14 protein-coding genes and 1 pseudogene are annotated in these 17831 nt (G+C 51.3%); 4 read left to right on the forward strand and 11 right to left on the reverse strand.

Annotated features, from left to right (window positions below; all coding sequences use genetic code 11):
* The 3 genes and pseudogenes from RYZ59_RS17555 to RYZ59_RS17565 form a co-directional block, all read right to left on the reverse strand.
* Positions 1-702 (reverse strand): HNH endonuclease, encoded by a 702-nt coding sequence (locus tag RYZ59_RS17555; protein WP_318049784.1) that lies wholly within the window; start codon positions 700-702, stop codon positions 1-3.
* Positions 699-2057 (reverse strand): ATP-binding protein, encoded by a 1359-nt coding sequence (locus RYZ59_RS17560; RefSeq protein WP_318049786.1) that lies wholly within the window; start codon positions 2055-2057, stop codon positions 699-701. The genes RYZ59_RS17555 and RYZ59_RS17560 overlap by 4 nt, the downstream gene beginning before the upstream one ends.
* 309 nt (positions 2058-2366) lie before the next feature.
* Positions 2367-2608 (reverse strand): annotated as a pseudogene (locus tag RYZ59_RS17565) (transposase); the annotation flags it as partial.
* A 71-nt stretch (positions 2609-2679) separates the two neighbouring features.
* Here RYZ59_RS17565 and RYZ59_RS17570 point away from each other — a divergent pair.
* Positions 2680-2817, forward strand: coding sequence for a hypothetical protein (locus RYZ59_RS17570; RefSeq protein WP_318049788.1), 138 nt, complete (start codon positions 2680-2682; stop codon positions 2815-2817).
* 15 nt (positions 2818-2832) lie between these two features.
* Here the strand turns inward: RYZ59_RS17570 and RYZ59_RS17575 are convergent, their stop codons facing one another.
* On the reverse strand, positions 2833-3150 hold the full coding sequence (locus RYZ59_RS17575; RefSeq protein WP_318049789.1) for a helix-turn-helix transcriptional regulator: 318 nt from the start codon (positions 3148-3150) through the stop codon (positions 2833-2835).
* Positions 3140-3499: a type II toxin-antitoxin system RelE/ParE family toxin gene (locus RYZ59_RS17580; protein ID WP_318049790.1), complete on the reverse strand. Its 360-nt coding sequence runs from the start codon at positions 3497-3499 to the stop codon at positions 3140-3142. The genes RYZ59_RS17575 and RYZ59_RS17580 overlap by 11 nt, the downstream gene beginning before the upstream one ends.
* A 213-nt stretch (positions 3500-3712) precedes the next feature.
* On the opposite strand from RYZ59_RS17580, the gene pepE reads away from it, so the two are divergent.
* On the forward strand, positions 3713-4402 hold the full coding sequence (gene pepE, locus RYZ59_RS17585; RefSeq protein ID WP_048236375.1) for a dipeptidase PepE: 690 nt from the start codon (positions 3713-3715) through the stop codon (positions 4400-4402).
* A gap of 85 nt (positions 4403-4487) precedes the next feature.
* Here the strand turns inward: pepE and RYZ59_RS17590 are convergent, their stop codons facing one another.
* Together RYZ59_RS17590 and metH are read right to left on the reverse strand one after the other, a co-directional pair.
* Entirely contained in the window at positions 4488-6116 is a 1629-nt protein-coding gene (locus RYZ59_RS17590) for a Na/Pi cotransporter family protein (protein ID WP_318049792.1), read from the reverse strand.
* 220 nt (positions 6117-6336) lie between these two features.
* Entirely contained in the window at positions 6337-10020 is a 3684-nt protein-coding gene (metH, locus tag RYZ59_RS17595) for a methionine synthase (RefSeq protein WP_003826511.1), read from the reverse strand.
* Positions 10021-10215: 195 nt separating this feature from the next.
* Here metH and iclR point away from each other — a divergent pair, with 195 nt between their 5' ends.
* Positions 10216-11040: a glyoxylate bypass operon transcriptional repressor IclR gene (gene iclR / locus RYZ59_RS17600; protein WP_103771815.1), complete on the forward strand. Its 825-nt coding sequence runs from the start codon at positions 10216-10218 to the stop codon at positions 11038-11040.
* 21 nt (positions 11041-11061) lie between these two features.
* Here iclR and aceK read toward each other — a convergent pair whose 3' ends face one another.
* From aceK to metA, 4 genes are all read right to left on the reverse strand, one after another.
* Positions 11062-12810, reverse strand: coding sequence for a bifunctional isocitrate dehydrogenase kinase/phosphatase (gene aceK, locus RYZ59_RS17605; protein WP_318049794.1), 1749 nt, complete (start codon positions 12808-12810; stop codon positions 11062-11064).
* 102 nt (positions 12811-12912) lie between these two features.
* On the reverse strand, positions 12913-14217 hold the full coding sequence (gene aceA, locus RYZ59_RS17610) for an isocitrate lyase (protein ID WP_003826506.1): 1305 nt from the start codon (positions 14215-14217) through the stop codon (positions 12913-12915).
* A 31-nt stretch (positions 14218-14248) separates the two neighbouring features.
* Positions 14249-15850: a malate synthase A gene (gene aceB, locus RYZ59_RS17615; RefSeq protein ID WP_318049796.1), complete on the reverse strand. Its 1602-nt coding sequence runs from the start codon at positions 15848-15850 to the stop codon at positions 14249-14251.
* 268 nt (positions 15851-16118) lie between these two features.
* A complete protein-coding gene (gene metA / locus RYZ59_RS17620) occupies positions 16119-17048 on the reverse strand; it encodes a homoserine O-acetyltransferase MetA (RefSeq protein ID WP_318049798.1) in 930 nt (309 codons plus the stop codon).
* Positions 17049-17205: 157 nt separating this feature from the next.
* Between metA and RYZ59_RS17625 the strand changes: the two genes are divergently transcribed.
* Positions 17206-17643 (forward strand): acetyltransferase, encoded by a 438-nt coding sequence (locus RYZ59_RS17625; protein ID WP_137381224.1) that lies wholly within the window; start codon positions 17206-17208, stop codon positions 17641-17643.
* Positions 17644-17831: the final 188 nt, after the last annotated feature.

Genomic DNA, 17831 nt, shown 5'->3' on the forward strand with positions numbered 1-17831 from the left:
TTATTGTGATGTAATTCCGTCAATAGGAATATTTTTTGTTATCTCAGTGATAACGTCTTCCTCTTCTGGGGTGAGGTTCTGTCGGATATAGGTCAAATTCTGTAACCTTGATTCGATCATATATGTCGAATTAATACCAAATACTCTCTCCATCACTGTCGCTTTGCTTTTATTCCTATTAATTTTCACTGCAGTACCATCATCTTCGATTCGAAAATGTTGATTTATATTCTCAAAATATGGATGGACAATAGAGAATGACATAGCATCATAGTCATCTGAAGGTTCATCACAAAAATCCAGTGAGCCCTTAAAATCTCTGCCATTACAGATAGAACATGCCAAAATTAAGTTTTGGGGTTCAAAAGTAAAACGACCATAGCGTCCATGGGCTGCTTTCTTGGGAAGAATGTGGTCTATATGTATATTTCTACTAAACCTTTTTTCATTTTCACCAAAAAGAAAGAATGATCGACCACAATAATAGCAGTAATTTTCTTGCATTTTGATTAGATGTTTTTTTATTTCTTTTTTAAATTTTGTTCTTTTACTTATATCACCATCTTCGAAACCAATATCATCTTTGAGAGATTTATCCCAACTATCAGCTCCAATTGTATTAAATCTTATCACTACATCCCTATCCTCATCAGGAATGGAATAAAAAGAACCAGGTTTAACAAATTTATAGTGTAGGTTCATAATTCACCCTTGATTCTATTTTTTGCTTTCGTTATAAACTCATTAAGAGGATCATTGCCTGGTAGGGCGTATCTTTCTAACCTACTAATTGCTTCATGCAATTTTAAATCATTTCTATCATCTTTATTCTTTATAAGAGATGTAACAGTCCTTAAATCCGCTTCAAATGCAACGTTGCCTCTGGTTAAAACTCCAAAAACACCATACAAAATCATATCGGATGACCAACCTGTAGGGCTTGCGTCGAAAGGGGTAATGGAAATCACATCTTTTCTATTTGAAATCAATACATTAGATTTATCTATAGGTAAGCTTGTAACTAATAAATGCGAATGCGATGCAACTATAACGTGGCACCCCTTAAACGGCTTTATAATTTTACTTATCAAATCCATATATTTTATTTGCCAAGAAGGATGAAGACTAATTTCAGGCTCATCAATAATCACAAGTGAGTTATCATTCAATTGAGACACTAAGGTGGCTATATTTCTAATAAGATTAAATTGGCCTGAACTTAGGTTTAACAAATCATCTTGTGATATCTCGCTAAACTCAGATACACTTAATATTTTTAGATCAATCAGTGATATTAAGACTTTCATGTTATTAATATTTGTTTGATTATCTTTATACTTCTCAACTAATTTTATTTGAAGATCAAGAGTGTCATGAGAATTCGCTCGATCCCGATCTAAAACAGAGGTTATAAAATCCAATTCATCTGTATCATTGATTAAATTGAAGATTCTAATATTTTTCTTTGTTTCTTTGGTTGAGATAAATCCTTTTATAAGCTCTTTATAGCTTCTGGTTTCTTCTTGAATCGATATGTATTTTTTAAATTCCCAACCAAATGATAGTTTGAAAATAAAACTTGTTGGAAGCCCCATCAAATTCAAACATTTTAGAATTAACTCCTCTCTATTATCATCCTTGCATATTAAATAAAAACACTTAAGCAAATCTTCTCTGTATTTACCAATATATATTGTATTACTTGTTGTTTTCAGCCCTGCATAAAAGTAACTTTCCTCACCATCCCAATTGTTTTTTTGATATGGAAACTTGTCGTTAATGCTTAGAGAATATGCAACCACTTTTTGTGGCCATTTACTTTGCTTTGTAATTCCCGTCGTGACAACTTTCATACCTGACCATATGGTAATGTCACTCTGATCCTTTCTATAAAACTGAACAATAGATTTTAATAACTCACTTTTACCTGAACCATTTTCTCCAATTAACAATGTAATAAAATTATCCTTTGAAAAGGTTTTAGCATCTGTAATGGTAACGTGTGAGTCATTAAATACATTATGGCTGGCGTAGGATATTGAAGCTATTTTCCCCATTATATTAATCCTTTTATCTTAAATTTAACCAATCAGAATCTATCGGAATCGCTACTACGATTTAACTTGCCATAACAGTATATCGAGTAATTGTTATTTGAATAGTGCTGTAAGTACTAATATTGTCTAAAAAAATCATTATGACCTTCACCTAAGATTAGATACAACTTTTAGTTAGTTATGTCGGTTGGTTGAACCTGACCCCGAAGCGGAAAGAGCTGTAGTTGACCTGTAGTGCAAAACAGACCAGCCTCTCGCTGGCTCCGTAACGTGCCTGCAGGTCCCGGCCCCATTCACGCAGGCGCGTCAGCGCAACTTCTTTTTTGCAAGTACATCCTGAAGCATGGCTTTGTCGAGGCTGAGATTATCTTCCTCAAGCTGCCGCATATGCTTCAGCTCAGAAGGGGAAATTCCGACGTTTTTTTTCGTCAGGTGTAAAATATGGCATCGGAGATGCCCAGCTTACGGCAGACTTCGGGTACGCTCGTATCCATTTCGGCCTTTTTCAGGGCAAAGACAATCTGCTCTTCGGTGAGTCGTGTCTTTTTCATCGGCACCACCTCCGCTCAGGGAAGTAGTCATCATGCCGAACTTCTGTTTCTAAATGGAGCTGATTTTGGGTATGGGTCAGCCCATCGACGTGGCAACGTTGCCAATTAAAAGCAGTGAGAAATGCGAAACGTCTGCTTTTGGCACAAACCCGACGCTGAAAACCACACTGGCAGTGATAAAGGTGCTGGGTATTGGATTGACCATTTAAGCTTGAATGGGGATATCAGCCAAAGCTTACTTTCAGCGTGCCCTGCACATTACCCTCTTTTCCTACCACAATCTCAACATCGCGGCCCAGTTTCACCAGACACTCCAGCATCTTTGCTTCACTAATGCCACGAAACTGCCCACGTAATAAGTTGGAAAGCTTAGGCTGCGTCATCCCCAGCATCTGTGCAGCCTGCTGCTGTGTTAACCCTTTGCATTGCAAAATCTCACCAACCACCATTGCCAGTTGCGCCTTCAACTGCATCTGTTCCGCGTCATACTCACCCAAATCAGCGTAAACGTTGCCGCTACTGGTTTCGACATCATGTGACATATCCACTCTCCTGCGCATGCCGCTGTGCAGCCTTAAGCCGCTGGTAAATCAAATTAATTTCGGGTTTGGGCGTTGCCTTCCCGGAAACAGATTTTTTCTGAAAAACATGCAGAACATAAACTGCATTTTTCAACTGGATAGTGTAAACCGCCCGCCATGTGTTGCCGTGATAATCCTCTACAACTTCCAGAACCCCCGCCCCACCAAATCCTTTTAACGGTTTAGTCTGTGAATGCCGCTTACCCTGCTGCGCCAGCCAAAGAGCAAACCCAAACGTATCCCGAACATGTTCTGGCATTCCCTGTAGATCTTTCCTGGCATGCCCAACCCAGTAAAGTGGTTTCGTCATCCCTCCCCCTTGATTATATCCATATAGGTATAAAACACCATCACCCGCCAGAAGAATAAATCAACAATCTCGCTTTCACCCAAAATAAAACGCCGGTCTGCGAGGCGCTTTCCAGAACCTCACTTCCAACATCGTGAGCCATATCAGTGAGGCGTTATACTGACGGTGGTAACATGACTGCGGTTTGTAATTTTCTGATTACATGGAGAAATGATGGAACTGCTTTTATTGAGTAACTCGACGCTGCCGGGCAAAGGCTGGATGGAACATGCGCTGCCGCTAATTGCTGAGCAACTGAATGGTCGCCGTACTGCGGTGTTTATTCCGTTCGCTGGCGTGACGCAAACCTGGGATGAGTACACGGCGAAAACGGCAGCCATCTTTGCGCCAATGGGCGTCAACGTTACGGGTATTCATACCGTTGCCGATCCGATTGCCGCTATTGAAAACGCAGAGCTGGTGATTGTCGGCGGGGGTAATACCTTCCAGTTACTGAAAGAAAGCCGCGAACGCGGTCTGTTGGCCCCGATTGTGGATGTCGTCAAACGCGGTGCGCTGTATATCGGCTGGAGCGCGGGTTCCAACCTTGCCTGCCAGACCATCCGCACTACCAACGACATGCCGATTGTCGATCCAAAAGGCTTCGATGCCCTGGGTCTGTTCCCGCTGCAGATTAATCCACACTTCACCAACGCGCTGCCGGAAGGCCACAAAGGCGAAACGCGTGAACAGCGTATCCGCGAGCTGCTGGTTGTGGCACCAGAGCTGACGGTGATTGGTTTGCCGGAAGGTAACTGGATCAAAGTGAGTAACGGTCAGGCGGTGCTTGGCGGCCCGAACACTACCTATATCTTTAAAGCGGGTGAAGAGGCGGTTGCCGTTGAAGCAGGTCACTGCTTTTAGTTGATGGGTTGTCTGATGCCGGATGCGGCTTCGCCTTATCCGGCCTACCGGACTGCGCCACCGGGCAACATTTCACCTGTCCTCGTTAGTACTCACGCTCATCGTCTTCATCCGGCTGTTCCAGCACGCTATAGGCTACGGAGCAAAACAGCGAGTTCAGACGCTGCATATCGCCCAACAGCGCCAGGTGCAAGGAGCTGGTCTCGATGCTCTGCACGTTCTGCTGATGCAGACGGTCAACGTGCGCATGCGAATAACGACGGTTGAGAATACGGAAGCGGTGCTTGCTGCGGCGCAGACGACGGGCACTGGTCACGTCCCCTGAGAAGAACACCGACATCGCCAGTTGCAGATTGCTGAGCAGCAGATCGTAGAGCGCATCCAGCTCTTTCAGCCCTTCGACAGAGAATGCCCGACGTGCGGCCAGCGACTTATCAGCTATCTCACTGCCCATACGTTCAACGATATCGGAAGCCTGCTCGAGGTTGAGCGACATTTCAATAATCTCCGCCCAGCGACGCGACTCTTCTTCCGCCAGCTCATCCTTTGGCATCCGTGCCAGATAGAGCTTGATGGCCGTATACAATACGTTGATGTCATCGGCCATCCTGCGCAGCTCTTTCTCTTCCCGCGGTTCGCCGTGCATTACTTTCTTCAACCCGTCCATCATCTGCTCCATCGCATCGCCGATACGCAGGGCTTCACGGGCGGTATTGGCCAGAGCAAGCGTCGGCGTATCCAGCGCGCTGACGTCCAGATGTTTGGGCTTCAGATGTGCATCCAGCTCCGGCTCATCGTGGATGATGCGCTTACAAAAACGTGCCATCGGTTCGGCGAACGGCACCATCGCCACGCAGCGCACCAGGTTGTAAAAGACGTGGAAGTAGATAACCAGTTCAGATTTCGGTAACGGCAGTTCATCCATCAGATTGGCCAGCGGATGAACAAATGGCAGGATAATCAGGCTCCCCACCAGCTTAAACAACAGGCTGCCGAGCGCCACGCGACGGGCTGCGGCGTTAGCGGCACTGTTATTCAACATCGCCAACAGACCGGAGCCGAGGTTGGCGCCAATCACCAGACACAACGCCACCGGGAACGAGATAATGCCTGCCGCGGTTAGTGTTGCCGTCAGCAAAACTGCCGCCAGGCTGGAGTAACTGATAATCGCAAACATGGCGCCAATCAGCGCATCGAGCATGATATCGCCGGTGAGCGAGGCGAAAATAACCTGTACGCCATTAGCCTGGGTGATCGGCGTTACCGCCTGCACAATCAGCTCCAGCGCCAGTAAAATCAACCCCAGCCCAATACCGACCCGCCCCAGTTGCCCCACGCGGGACTGCTTACGTCCGAGAAAGAAGATCACGCCGATAAAAATCAGCAGTGGCGACAGCCAGGAGAGATCGAAGGTCAGGATTCGCGCCATCAGCGCGGTCCCCACGTCGGCACCGAGCACTATTACCAGCGCAGGAGTGAGCGCCACAAGATCTTGTGCAACAAAAGAAGTGACCAGCATGGTGGTGGCGTTGCTGCTTTGCACCAGCGCCGTCACGCCGATACCCGCACAAAAGGCGAGCGGCTTCTTTTCAACGCTACGGCTGAGCACGGTACGCAAGCGGGCGCCGAAGACGCGCATCACGCCGGTACGCACAATATGCGTACCCCAAACCAGCATAGAAACAGCAGAAAGCAGGTGTAACAGAGTTAACACGGAATCAGGTTCTCCTTATTTTTATGGTTTTTTGAGGCTCATTTGCCTGATGGCGCTGCGCTTATCAGGCCTACAAATCATCCCTATGTAGGCCGGATAAGGCGTTTACGCCGCCATCCGGCAACGGCCCCCTTTCAGTATAAGGGTTTAAACGTAATAAAGAGACAGGGCACTCATTGAGCGCCCTGTTTGTTGTAAAGAAAGATGACAGTTTTGTGAATCAGTCGGCGTCGTAGCCGAGGTTCGGCGCTAACCAGCGTTCGACTTCCGCCACACTCATGCCTTTACGGAAGGCATAATCTTCAACCTGATCGCGCTGGATTTGCGCCACGGCGTAGTACTTGCTGTCCGGATGACTGAAATACCAGCCAGAGACCGATGCCCCTGGCCACATGGCGAAGGATTCCGTGAGTTTCATCCCGGTGTGCGCTTCCACATCCAGCAATTCCCAGATGGTGGCTTTTTCAGTGTGTTCCGGACACGCCGGATAACCCGGTGCCGGGCGAATCCCCTGGTAGTTTTCGCGGATCAGCTCCTCGTTACTGAGATTCTCATTCGCCGCATAGCCCCAGTAGACTTTACGCACGCGCTCATGCAGATATTCTGCGAACGCTTCCGCCAGACGGTCAGCGATCGCTTTCACCATGATCTTGTTGTAGTCGTCGTGCTGCGCTTCAAAGGCGTCCGCCAGCGCATCTTCCTCCAGACCACCGGTCACCGCGAAAGCACCGATGTAATCCGCTTTGCCGCTCAATTTCGGCGCAACAAAGTCAGACAAGCAGTAGTTGGCGAAACCGACTTTTTCCGTCTGCTGGCGCAGGTGATGACTCACGTTGATCACGTGCGTACGCGTCTCGTCACGATAAATCTCGATGTCGTCACCCACGCGGTTGGCCGGGAATAAACCCACCACGCCACGCGGATTCAGGGTCTTCTCAGCGCTGAGTTTATCCAGCATGTCGTTAGCGTCTTTGAACAGGCGCTTCGCCTCTTCTCCTACCACCTCATCTTCAAGAATGCGCGGATATTTCCCGGCCAGCGACCAGGTCATAAAGAACGGCGTCCAGTCGATGTAGTTACGTAGCGTTTCGATGCTGGCTTCCACTTCCTGCACGCCCAGGCGGTGCGCCACCGGCGGTGTGTAGTTTTCCCAGTCGAAGGCCAGATCGTTATCGCGGGCAGCCTGCAACGTTACCGGCGGGGTACGCGGTTTCTTACGTGCATGCTGGATACGGACGGTTTCATACTCTTTACGCGTACGGGCGACAAAGTCATCGCGCTGGGTGTCTGAGAGCAGCGCGGCCACGACGCCAACGGTACGCGAGGCGTTCTGCACGTACACCGTCGGGCCGCTGTAGTTCTGCTCAATTTTCACCGCGGTGTGCGCTTTTGAGGTGGTCGCGCCACCAATCAGCAGCGGAATAGTGAAACCCTGACGCTCCATCTCTTTCGCCACGTTGACCATTTCGTCCAGCGACGGGGTAATCAGCCCAGACAGGCCAATCAGATCGGCATTCACTTCACGCGCCGTTCTGAGGATTTTCTCCGCGGGCACCATCACGCCAAGATCGACGATTTCGTAGTTGTTACATTGCAGCACCACGCCGACAATGTTTTTGCCAATGTCGTGTACGTCGCCTTTCACGGTCGCAATGACCATCTTGCCGTTGCTGGAGCCTTTCTCTTTGCTGGCCTCAATGTACGGTTCGAGGTACGCCACCGCCTGTTTCATCACGCGGGCGGATTTCACCACCTGCGGCAGGAACATTTTGCCTTCGCCGAACAGATCGCCAACGACGTTCATGCCGTCCATCAGCGGTCCTTCAATAACTTCGATCGGACGCGCAGCCTGCTGGCGCGCTTCTTCGGTATCCAGCTCAATAAACTCGGTAATGCCTTTCACCAGCGAGTATTCGAGGCGCTTTTTCACGTCCCAGGTGCGCCACTCCGCCATCTGGGCGTTCGCCGTGTCGTCGGTTTTACTGCCGCGATACTTCTCAGCAAGCTCCAGCAGTCGTTCGGTGCCATCGTCACGGCGGTTAAGGATCACGTCCTCAACCGCATCGCGCAGCTCGGCGGGCAGGTCGTCGTAAATTGCCAGTTGTCCGGCGTTGACGATCCCCATATCCATACCGTTGCGAATAGCGTAGTAGAGGAATACCGCGTGAATGGCTTCACGTACCGGGTCGTTGCCACGAAACGAGAATGAAACGTTAGAAACGCCGCCGGAGATTAGCGCGTGTGGCAGTTCGCGTTTGATGTCTTCACAGGCACCGATGAAGTCCTGCGCGTAGTTGTTGTGCTCATCAATCCCGGTTGCGACGGCAAAGATGTTCGGGTCGAAGATGATGTCTTCCGGTGGGAAGCCCACCTCTTCGGTAAGAATTTTGTACGCCCGACGGCAGATTTCGATTTTACGTGCGCGGGTGTCGGCCTGCCCTTGCTCGTCAAAGGCCATCACCACCACCGCAGCACCGTAGCGACGCAGCAGCTTCGCGTGATGGATAAAGGTCTCAACCCCCTCTTTCATCGAGATGGAGTTAACGATGCCTTTACCCTGAATGCACTTCAGGCCTTTCTCGATGACGTCCCATTTCGAGGAGTCGATCATAATCGGCACGCGGGCGATATCCGGCTCACCGGCGATCAGGTTGAGAAAACGCACCATTGCCGCTTCGGCATCGAGCATCCCCTCATCCATGTTGATATCGATGATCTGCGCGCCGCTTTCCACCTGCTGACGGGCGACGTCCAGCGCTTCGCTGTATTTCTCTTCTTTGATCAAGCGCTTAAATTTCGCCGAACCGGTGACGTTGGTACGCTCGCCGACGTTCACAAACAGGCTGTCGTCACCGATGTTCAGCGGCTCAAGGCCGGACAGGCGGCAGGCAACCGGGATTTCCGGCAAGCGGCGCGGCGGTAAGCCATCCACCGCGCGGCTCATGGCGGCGATATGTTCCGGCGTGGTGCCGCAGCAACCGCCGACGATATTCAGGAAACCGGCCTCAGCCCACTCGCGAATCTGCGTCGCCATGGTATCGGCGTCGAGATCGTATTCACCAAAGGCGTTTGGTAAACCGGCGTTCGGGTGCGCAGTCACGTAGCATTCGGCAATACGCGACAGTTCCTGCACGTACTGGCGCAGCTCGTCCGGACCTAAGGCACAGTTCAGACCAAAGGTCAGCGCATCGGCGTGGCGCAGGGAGTTGTAGAATGCTTCGGTAGTCTGGCCGGAGAGCGTACGGCCTGAAGCGTCGGTGATGGTGCCGGAGAGCATAATCGGCAGCTCAACGCCCAGCGCTTCGAATTCGGTTTTAACCGCGAAAATAGCAGCTTTGGCGTTCAGGGTATCGAAGACGGTTTCAATCAGGATCAGGTCACTGCCGCCTTCCACCAGCGCTTTGGTGGATTCACGGTAGGCGGCCACCAGCTGATCAAAGGTAATGTTGCGATAAGCCGGGTCGTTAACATCAGGCGAGATAGACGCCGTACGGTTAGTTGGGCCGAGCACGCCCGCAACATAGCGCGGTTTTTCCGGTGTACGCGCTGTCCATTCGTCAGCCGCCGCACGCGCCAGTTTAGCTGCCGCAAAGTTGATTTCCGCCGACAGGGATTCCATCTGGTAATCCGCCATGGCGATAGTCGTGGAGTTAAAGGTGTTGGTTTCGATGATATCCGCGCCCGCCTCAAAGTAGGCGTTATGGATGGCGGCGATGACCTCCGGTTTGCTGAGCACCAACAGGTCGTTGTTGCCTTTCAGATCGCACGGCCAGTCGGCAAAGCGTTCGCCGCGGAAATCCTCTTCGCTCAGACGATATCCCTGGATCATGGTGCCCATACCGCCGTCCAGCACCAGAATACGTTCATTTAACTGCTGACGTAATTGTTCTACTTTGCTGCTCACACTCGCTCCCGACAACGCTCAACCAGACCGAAAAAAACTCAACAGGCCATACTGGCACAAACCTGAGAGGTGGAAAAGGGAACAACGGCCAACATGAGACATGTTCAGCTTCACTCATCCGATCAGTACAGGAATTCTTGCATTATAATTTAATAAAACGAAAATGATTTCCACGATACAGAAAAGGAGTCCGCCATGGTTGCCACAATCCCCGCGAAACGCGGTAGAAAACCCGCCGCTGCTACTGCGCCTGCAACCGGGCAGGTTCAGTCTCTGACCCGCGGCCTGAAGCTGCTGGAGTGGATTGCGGAATCCAACGGCAGCGTGGCGCTAACCGAACTGGCACAGCAGGCCGGCTTGCCAAATTCCACGACTCACCGTTTATTGACCACCATGCAGCAGCAGGGTTTTGTCCGTCAGGTGGGTGAATTAGGCCACTGGGCCGTCGGCGCACATGCGTTTATCGTCGGCAGCAGCTTTTTACAAAGCCGTAATTTGCTGGCGATTGTGCATCCGATCCTGCGCAAGCTGATGGAAGACTCCGGTGAGACGGTAAACCTGGCCGTGCTGGATCAAAGCGACCATCAGGCCATTATTATCGACCAGGTGCAGTGCACCCAGCTGATGCGCATGTCCGCGCCTATCGGCGGCAAACTGCCGATGCACGCCTCCGGCGCAGGTAAGGCATTTTTATCCCAACTGAGCGAAGAACAAGTGACTGGCCTGCTGCACCGCAAAGGCCTGCACGCATACACCCACGCCACGCTGGTGTCGCCAGTGCATCTGAAAGAGGATTTGGCCCAGACGCGCAAGCGCGGCTATTCCTTTGATGATGAGGAACATGCGCTGGGTCTGCGCTGCGTGGCGTCGTGCATTTATGACGAGCACCGCGAGCCGTTCGCCGCGATTTCCATCTCCGGACCCATTTCGCGTATTACCGACGATCGCGTGACCGAGTTCGGCGCCATGGCGATCAAAGCGGCGAAAGAAGTGACGCTGGCGTACGGCGGATTTCGCTAAGATGGGGTTGCCGGGTGGCGGCTACGCCTTACCCGGCCTGCGGTCGGTTTCATAACGTACGCTAAAGCGCTGCCGACGCCGATAGGCGTAAACATCTTCCACATGCCCGTTTTTAATCCGCGTTTGCAGACCACGCCAGTAGTCAGCGCTGAACAGGTCAGCGTGCATCTCTTCAAATAGCGGCCCGATACGCGGGTCGGCACATAGCCAATGGCGAAACTCTTCCGGGAAGACATCTCCAGGCGATACGCTGTACCACGGCTCAGCGCTCATCTCATCTTCCGGGTAGCGTGACGGCGGGATATGGCGGAAATTCACCTCCGTCATGTAGCAGATTTCATCGTAGTCGTAGAACACCACGCGCCCGTGACGGGTCACGCCGAAGTTCTTAAACAGCATATCGCCGGGGAAAATATTGGCGGCGGCCAGCTGACGAATCGCGTTGCCGTACTCTTCAATAGCATCGCGCAGTTGCTGACCTTCGACCTGCTCCAGCCAGATATTCAGCGGCACCATCCGTCTTTCGATATATAGATGACGAATAACAATCTGATCGCCAAGATCGGTAATTTTTTCCGGAGCTTCCTGCAATAACAGCGCCATCAGCGCCGGATCGATTTGCCGTTTATCCAGCACAAAATTCTCGAACTCCTGGGTGTCAGCCATCCGCCCAACACGATCGTGCTCTTTGACTAGTTGATAGCAGGCGCGAACGTGGGCGGCAGACATCTCTTTTTGCGGGGCGAATTTGTCTTTGATGATTTTAAACACCCGGTCGAAGCCCGGCAGGGTAAACACCAGCATCACCATGCCGCGGATCCCTGGCGCTTCAATAAATTGCTCATCGCAATGGGCAAGATAGAGCAGATATTCACGGTAGCTTTCGGTCTTGGCGTGTTTCTGGCAGCCAATCGCCATATACAGTTCGGCGGTGGTTTTCCCGGGCAGGATTTCGCGCAGCCACTCTACCAGCGCCGCGGGCAAAGGGGCATACACCATAAAGTAGGAGCGGGCAAAGCCAAACACAATGCTCGCCTCTGCTGTCGTGGTCAGACAGGTATCGACAAACAATTCGCCTTCGTCAGTCCGGTGGATTGGCAGTAAAAACGGCAGCGTCCCGGAAGGGGTAATCAACTTCCCGACCAGCCAGGCGGCCTTGTTGCGATAAAACAGTTCGTTCGCCACCTGTAAATGGCAGCCTGGCAGCACATCTGCCCCCAGGGTTTCGGTCAGGTGTTCGATGATGTAGTGGATATCACGATGTTTGTTCTGCCACGGCAGACGCAGGGGCAGATCGCTAAGGACGCGCGTTAGCAGCCATTCCCAGCCGGTATCGGGGAAAAAATCTTTCGCCAACGGGCGTGGGATCGTGCGAAAACGGCGCTCTGGCTGAGAACTGAAAATAAACAGCCGCTCGGGAGTCAGCGAGCGGTGGTCAAATAACCGACAGTAAACGGAGTTAAAAAAGCTCTCCGCAATCTCGAAGCGCGGGTAATCCGGCAGTAGCCGGGTGTAATGCTCTTTCACGCGAAGTAAAAAATCCGCGTCGGTACTTTTGCCGTCAGTAATACAGCGCAACTGCTCCACCACCAGACCCACGTGATGGTCGTAGAGGTGAATACGGCTTTTCATCGCCTGCTGAACCGCATGCCAGTCGGCATGTTCAAAACGCTGCTGCGCGCCGGAGGTGACTTCCAGAAAACGCCCGTACTGGGCGTCGAAACCTTGCAAGATAGTCTGAGCAATCAGTAATTCCAGGCCACGCGTCATCAATTTCTCCCATCCGGCACAACGTCATACCGGATGGCGTGTTCGCTTACCGGGCATTCATCCCTTCGTAGGCCCGGTAAGCGTAGCGCCACCGGGCATTCATCAAAACTGCGATTCTTCGGTCGAGCCGGTCAGCGCGGTCACCGAGGAGGCGCCGCCCTGAATGATGGTGGTGACTTTGTCGAAGTAGCCTGTACCCACTTCCTGCTGATGGGAGACGAAGGTGTAACCGTCTTTAGCCGCCGCAAATTCTGGCTGCTGAACCTTCTCAACATAGTGGCGCATGCCTTCACCCTGCGCATAGGAGTGCGCGAGGTCGAACATGTTGAACCACATGCTGTGGATACCCGCCAGGGTAATGAACTGGTATTTGTAACCCATATCCGACAGCTGCTGCTGGAAGCTGGCGATGGTTTTATCGTCCAGGTTTTTCTGCCAGTTAAACGACGGCGAACAGTTGTAGGCCAGCAGTTTGCCAGGGTATTTAGCGTGGATTGCATCGGCAAAACGCTTCGCCAGTTCGAGATCCGGCGTGGAGGTTTCACACCACACCAGATCCGCATACGGTGCATAGGCCAGGCCACGACTGATCGCCTGCTCAATACCCGCATGCGTACGGTAGAACCCTTCGCTGGTACGTTCGCCGGTGATGAACTCGCTGTCGTATGGGTCACAATCAGACGTAATCAGATCGGCTGCGTCAGCATCGGTACGTGCAATCACCAGCGTCGGCACGCCCATCACATCAGCCGCCAGACGGGCTGCCACCAGTTTCTGGATAGCTTCCTGCGTCGGCACCAGCACTTTGCCGCCCATGTGACCACATTTTTTCACCGATGCGAGCTGATCTTCGAAGTGAACGGCCGCTGCACCAGCCTCAATCATCGATTTCATCAGTTCGAACGCGTTCAGTACACCGCCAAAACCCGCTTCCGCATCGGCAACGATCGGCAGGAAGTAATCTACATAGCGCGGATCGTTCGGCTCAATACCGGTTGACCATTGGATCTGATCGGCGCGACGGAATGTGTTGTTGATCCGATCCACCACCGCAGGGACCGAGTTCGCCGGATACAGCGACTGGTCCGGGTACATGCTGGATGCCAGGTTGGCATCTGCCGCCACCTGCCAGCCTGAAAGGTAGACCGCTTCAATACCGGCTTTCGCCTGCTGCAGCGCCTGACCGCCGGTCAGCGCACCGAGGCTGTTGATATAACCTTTCTTCGATTCACCGTGCAGCAGACGCCACATTTTCGCCGCGCCAAGCTGCGCCAGCGTACATTCCGGGTTGACCGAGCCACGTAATTTCACCACTTCCTCCGCGCTATATGGACGGGTGATGCCTTCCCAGCGCGGTTGAGTCCATTCTTTCTGTAATTCTTCGATTTGTTGAGTACGGGTTTTCATGTGCAGATGCTCCATATTGTTATGTGGTGGATTACGCCAGCAGGCGGTAGCCTGGCAGGGTCAAGAAATCGATCAATTCATCAGAGGTAGTGATTTGCTCCATCAGGCGTGCGGCATCGTCAAAACGCCCGCTGCTGTAGCGGTGTTCGCCCAGCTCGTCCTGAATCACCAGCATCTCTTCGGCCAGCATCTGACGGAACAGCGGTTTGGTAACCGGCTTGCCGTTACTGAGCGTCTTCTGATGGTGGATCCACTGCCAGATGGAGGTACGGGAGATTTCGGCGGTAGCCGCATCTTCCATCAGACCGTAAATCGGTACGCAGCCGTTACCGGAGATCCACGCTTCGATGTACTGCACCGCAACACGGATGTTAGCGCGCATGCCTTCTTCAGTACGCTCACCTTCACAAGGTGCCAGCAGTTGCTCTGCGGTAATCGGGGCATCTTCTTCACGGGTCACGAACAGCTGATTTTTGTTTTCACCGAGTACGTCGTTGAACACCGCCATAGCGGTATCGGCCAGTCCCGGATGGGCAATCCATGTGCCGTCATGACCGTTATTTGCTTCCAGTGCTTTGTCCGCTTTTACCTTGGTCAGAACCTGGTTGTTACGTTCCGCATCTTTGCTGGGAATGAACGCCGCCATGCCGCCCATCGCGAACGCGCCACGTTTATGACAGGTTTTAATCAGCAGACGCGAATAGGCGCTGAGGAATAACTTATCCATCGTCACCACCTGACGGTCCGGCAGCACGCGATCCGGGTGGTTCTTCAGCGTTTTGATATAGCTAAAAATGTAGTCCCAACGACCGCAGTTCAGACCCACAATGTGGTCACGCAGGGCGTGCAGAATTTCGTCCATCTGGAAGACCGCCGGCAGCGTTTCAATCAGCAGGGTCGCTTTAATGGTACCGCGCGGCAGGTTAAAGCGGTCTTCTGCATAACTGAATACTTCGCTCCACCAGGCGGCTTCTTGCCAGGCCTGTGTTTTCGGCAGATAGAAATAGGGACCACTACCTTTTGCCAGCAACGCTTTGTAGTTGTGGAAGAAATAGAGGGCAAAGTCGAACAAGCTGCCCGGGATAGATTCACCACGCCAGGTGACGTGTTTTTCCGGCAGGTGCAGACCACGAACGCGACACACTAACAGAGCCGGATTAGGTTTGAGCTGATAAATTTTACCCGCTTCGTTGGTGTAGCTAATGGTGCCATTGACCGCATCGCGCAAGTTGATCTGCCCGTCGATAACTTTGCTCCACTCAGGAGCCAGTGAATCTTCGAAGTCAGCCATAAAGACTTTGACGTTCGCGTTCAGCGCGTTGATGACCATCTTGCGCTCAACGGGTCCGGTGATCTCTACGCGGCGATCCAATAAATCATCAGGAATTCCGCGAATTTTCCAGCTACCTTCTCGAATGGAAGCTGTTTCCGAAATAAAATCAGGCAACTTACCGTCATCAATATCCTGCTGTTGCTGGATACGTGCAGCCAGAAGTTTATTCCGCTTTGGCGTAAATCTTGTCACCAGTTCAGTCAGAAACTCCACCGCTTCAGCGGTCAGAATTTGCTTTTCCTGTTCGCCACGCGGCCTGGTGAAGACCAGTTCATCGGTTGTCGTTGCCTGTTGATTCATTGCGTAGTTCCTCGTCATTGATCCAAACACATCCCCAATGCGAACGAAGGATCGTTGTGCGCTTTTCGTTCAGCACAACTAAGACTACTCATTTAAATTTCAAAATCAAAAACAATTTCCATTTTTAATTTAATTATCAATTAACTTATTGATAACAATAACAATAAAAATTAATTACACAGTGAGGTGCATTTCGGAAATAAAAAAGGCACCCGAAGGTGCCTGATTCAACATGCTGAAACGCTTAAGGATCGTTTACCGCAGAAGATTAATCCAGCGTTGGATTCATGTGACGCAGATCATATGGCGTGATCTGGTAGACGTAATAGTTGAGCCAGTTGGTAAACAGCAAATTGCCATGACTACGCCAGGTCGCTCGCGGTTTGTTTTGCGGATCATTTTTGGGGAAGTAGTTATACGGTACTTCCGGCGTTAAGCCTGCTTCGACGTCACGAAAATACTCGCTACCCAATGTGTGGGCATCATATTCCGGATGACCCGTCACGAAGGCAATACGCTTATCTTTGCTGGCAAACAGGTAGGCATCCCCTTCCTCTGTTTCCGCAAAGATCTCAAGATCGGTGTAGTCTCTGATCAGTGCAGCAGGGAAATCGGCATAGCGAGAGTGCGGGGCCAGAAACGCATCATCAAAACCACGCGTCAGCAGCGCATGAGGATGCAGAATATGGTGCTCATAAACGCCAGAGAGTTTGTCTGTGCGGGTTTGCTTTGGAATGCCATAAAGAATATTCAGTGCGGCTTGTACCGCCCAACAGACAAATAGCGTCGATGTGACGTGATCTTTGGCCCACTCAAGCACCTGTTTAATCTGCGGCCAGTATGCCACATCATTAAACTCAACCAGGCCCAGTGGCGCACCGGTCACGATCAGTCCGTCAAAGTTCTGATCGCAGATATCCTCGAAATTACAGTAGAAATTATTCAGATGTTCCGTTGGCGTATTGCGTGACTCGCGGGCATCAATGCGTAACAGCTGAACATCCACCTGCAGGGGGGAGTTCGACAGTAAACGCAGGAACTGGTTTTCCGTTTCAATCTTCTTTGGCATCAGGTTGAGGATAAGTACCTTCAGTGGACGAATTTCCTGGCCGGAAGCGCGGGATGTCGTCATGACAAAGACGTTTTCCTCACGCAAGAAATTGACGGCGGGTAGCTCGTCCTGCACGCGAATTGGCATAACCTGATAACCTCACTACATACGTTTAAACGTTTAGACATCCAGATAGCTGAAGATACCCAGGAATCATATGAATGTCGAGCTTGCATGTTCAAGTTGAGAAAGTTTCACGGTTCCTTGCTGTAGAATAGTGCAGTTAACATAAAAGGAGAATGCTATGGCCCTGACCATTCGTCGTTCACGCCGGGACGAAGGCGAGAAGTTAGTTTCTATCTGGTGTCGTTCAGTCGATGCCACGCACCATTTTCTCTCACCTGATTACCGAATTGAGCTGGAAGAGCTGGTACGTTCGTTTTTGCCAGAAGCTCCGCTCTGGGTTGCGGTAACGGAAAATGATGAGCCAGTCGCATTTATGCTGCTGACCGAACAGCATATAGATGCTCTGTTTGTTGATCCAGATATGCGCGGTAGCGGTGTCGGTAAGCTGCTGATTGAACATGCTTTATCGTTAACATCGACACTGACGACTGACGTTAACGAACAAAATGATCAAGCGGTGGGGTTTTATAAGAAGATGGGCTTTAAAGTGACGGGACGCACGGAAGTAGACGATCTCGGACGACCGTATCCGCTACTGAAACTGGTGCTCGGGTAATGATGTAGACAGTTGTAGGCCGGATAAGGCGGCACGCCGCATCCGGCGGTTTTTATCCCGCACAGACGCAAAAAAGCCCATCCGTCAGGATGGGCTTCTTCACTTTATTTGATGCCTGGCAGTTTATGGCGGGCGTCCTGCCCGCCACCCTCCGGGCCGTTGCTGCGCAACGTTCAAATCCGCTCCCG

The organism is Citrobacter sp. HN-141 (assembly GCF_033341895.1).
Taxonomy (GTDB): Bacteria; Pseudomonadota; Gammaproteobacteria; order Enterobacterales; family Enterobacteriaceae; genus Citrobacter.

Bases quoted from the DNA above. Each gene is read 5' to 3' on its own strand.
- aceB (WP_318049796.1), bottom strand. From the start codon at position 15,850: ATGAATCAACAGGCAACGACAACCGATGAACTGGTCTTCACCAGGCCG.
- RYZ59_RS17580 (WP_318049790.1), bottom strand. From the start codon at position 3,499: ATGACGAAACCACTTTACTGGGTTGGGCATGCCAGGAAAGATCTACAG.
- RYZ59_RS17560 (WP_318049786.1), bottom strand. From the start codon at position 2,057: ATGGGGAAAATAGCTTCAATATCCTACGCCAGCCATAATGTATTTAAT.
- iclR (WP_103771815.1), top strand. From the start codon at position 10,216: ATGGTTGCCACAATCCCCGCGAAACGCGGTAGAAAACCCGCCGCTGCT.
- aceA (WP_003826506.1), bottom strand. From the start codon at position 14,217: ATGAAAACCCGTACTCAACAAATCGAAGAATTACAGAAAGAATGGACT.
- RYZ59_RS17625 (WP_137381224.1), top strand. From the start codon at position 17,206: ATGGCCCTGACCATTCGTCGTTCACGCCGGGACGAAGGCGAGAAGTTA.
- pepE (WP_048236375.1), top strand. From the start codon at position 3,713: ATGGAACTGCTTTTATTGAGTAACTCGACGCTGCCGGGCAAAGGCTGG.
- metA (WP_318049798.1), bottom strand. From the start codon at position 17,048: ATGCCAATTCGCGTGCAGGACGAGCTACCCGCCGTCAATTTCTTGCGT.
- RYZ59_RS17570 (WP_318049788.1), top strand. From the start codon at position 2,680: ATGGGTCAGCCCATCGACGTGGCAACGTTGCCAATTAAAAGCAGTGAG.
- aceK (WP_318049794.1), bottom strand. From the start codon at position 12,810: ATGACGCGTGGCCTGGAATTACTGATTGCTCAGACTATCTTGCAAGGT.
- RYZ59_RS17575 (WP_318049789.1), bottom strand. From the start codon at position 3,150: ATGTCACATGATGTCGAAACCAGTAGCGGCAACGTTTACGCTGATTTG.
- RYZ59_RS17555 (WP_318049784.1), bottom strand. From the start codon at position 702: ATGAACCTACACTATAAATTTGTTAAACCTGGTTCTTTTTATTCCATT.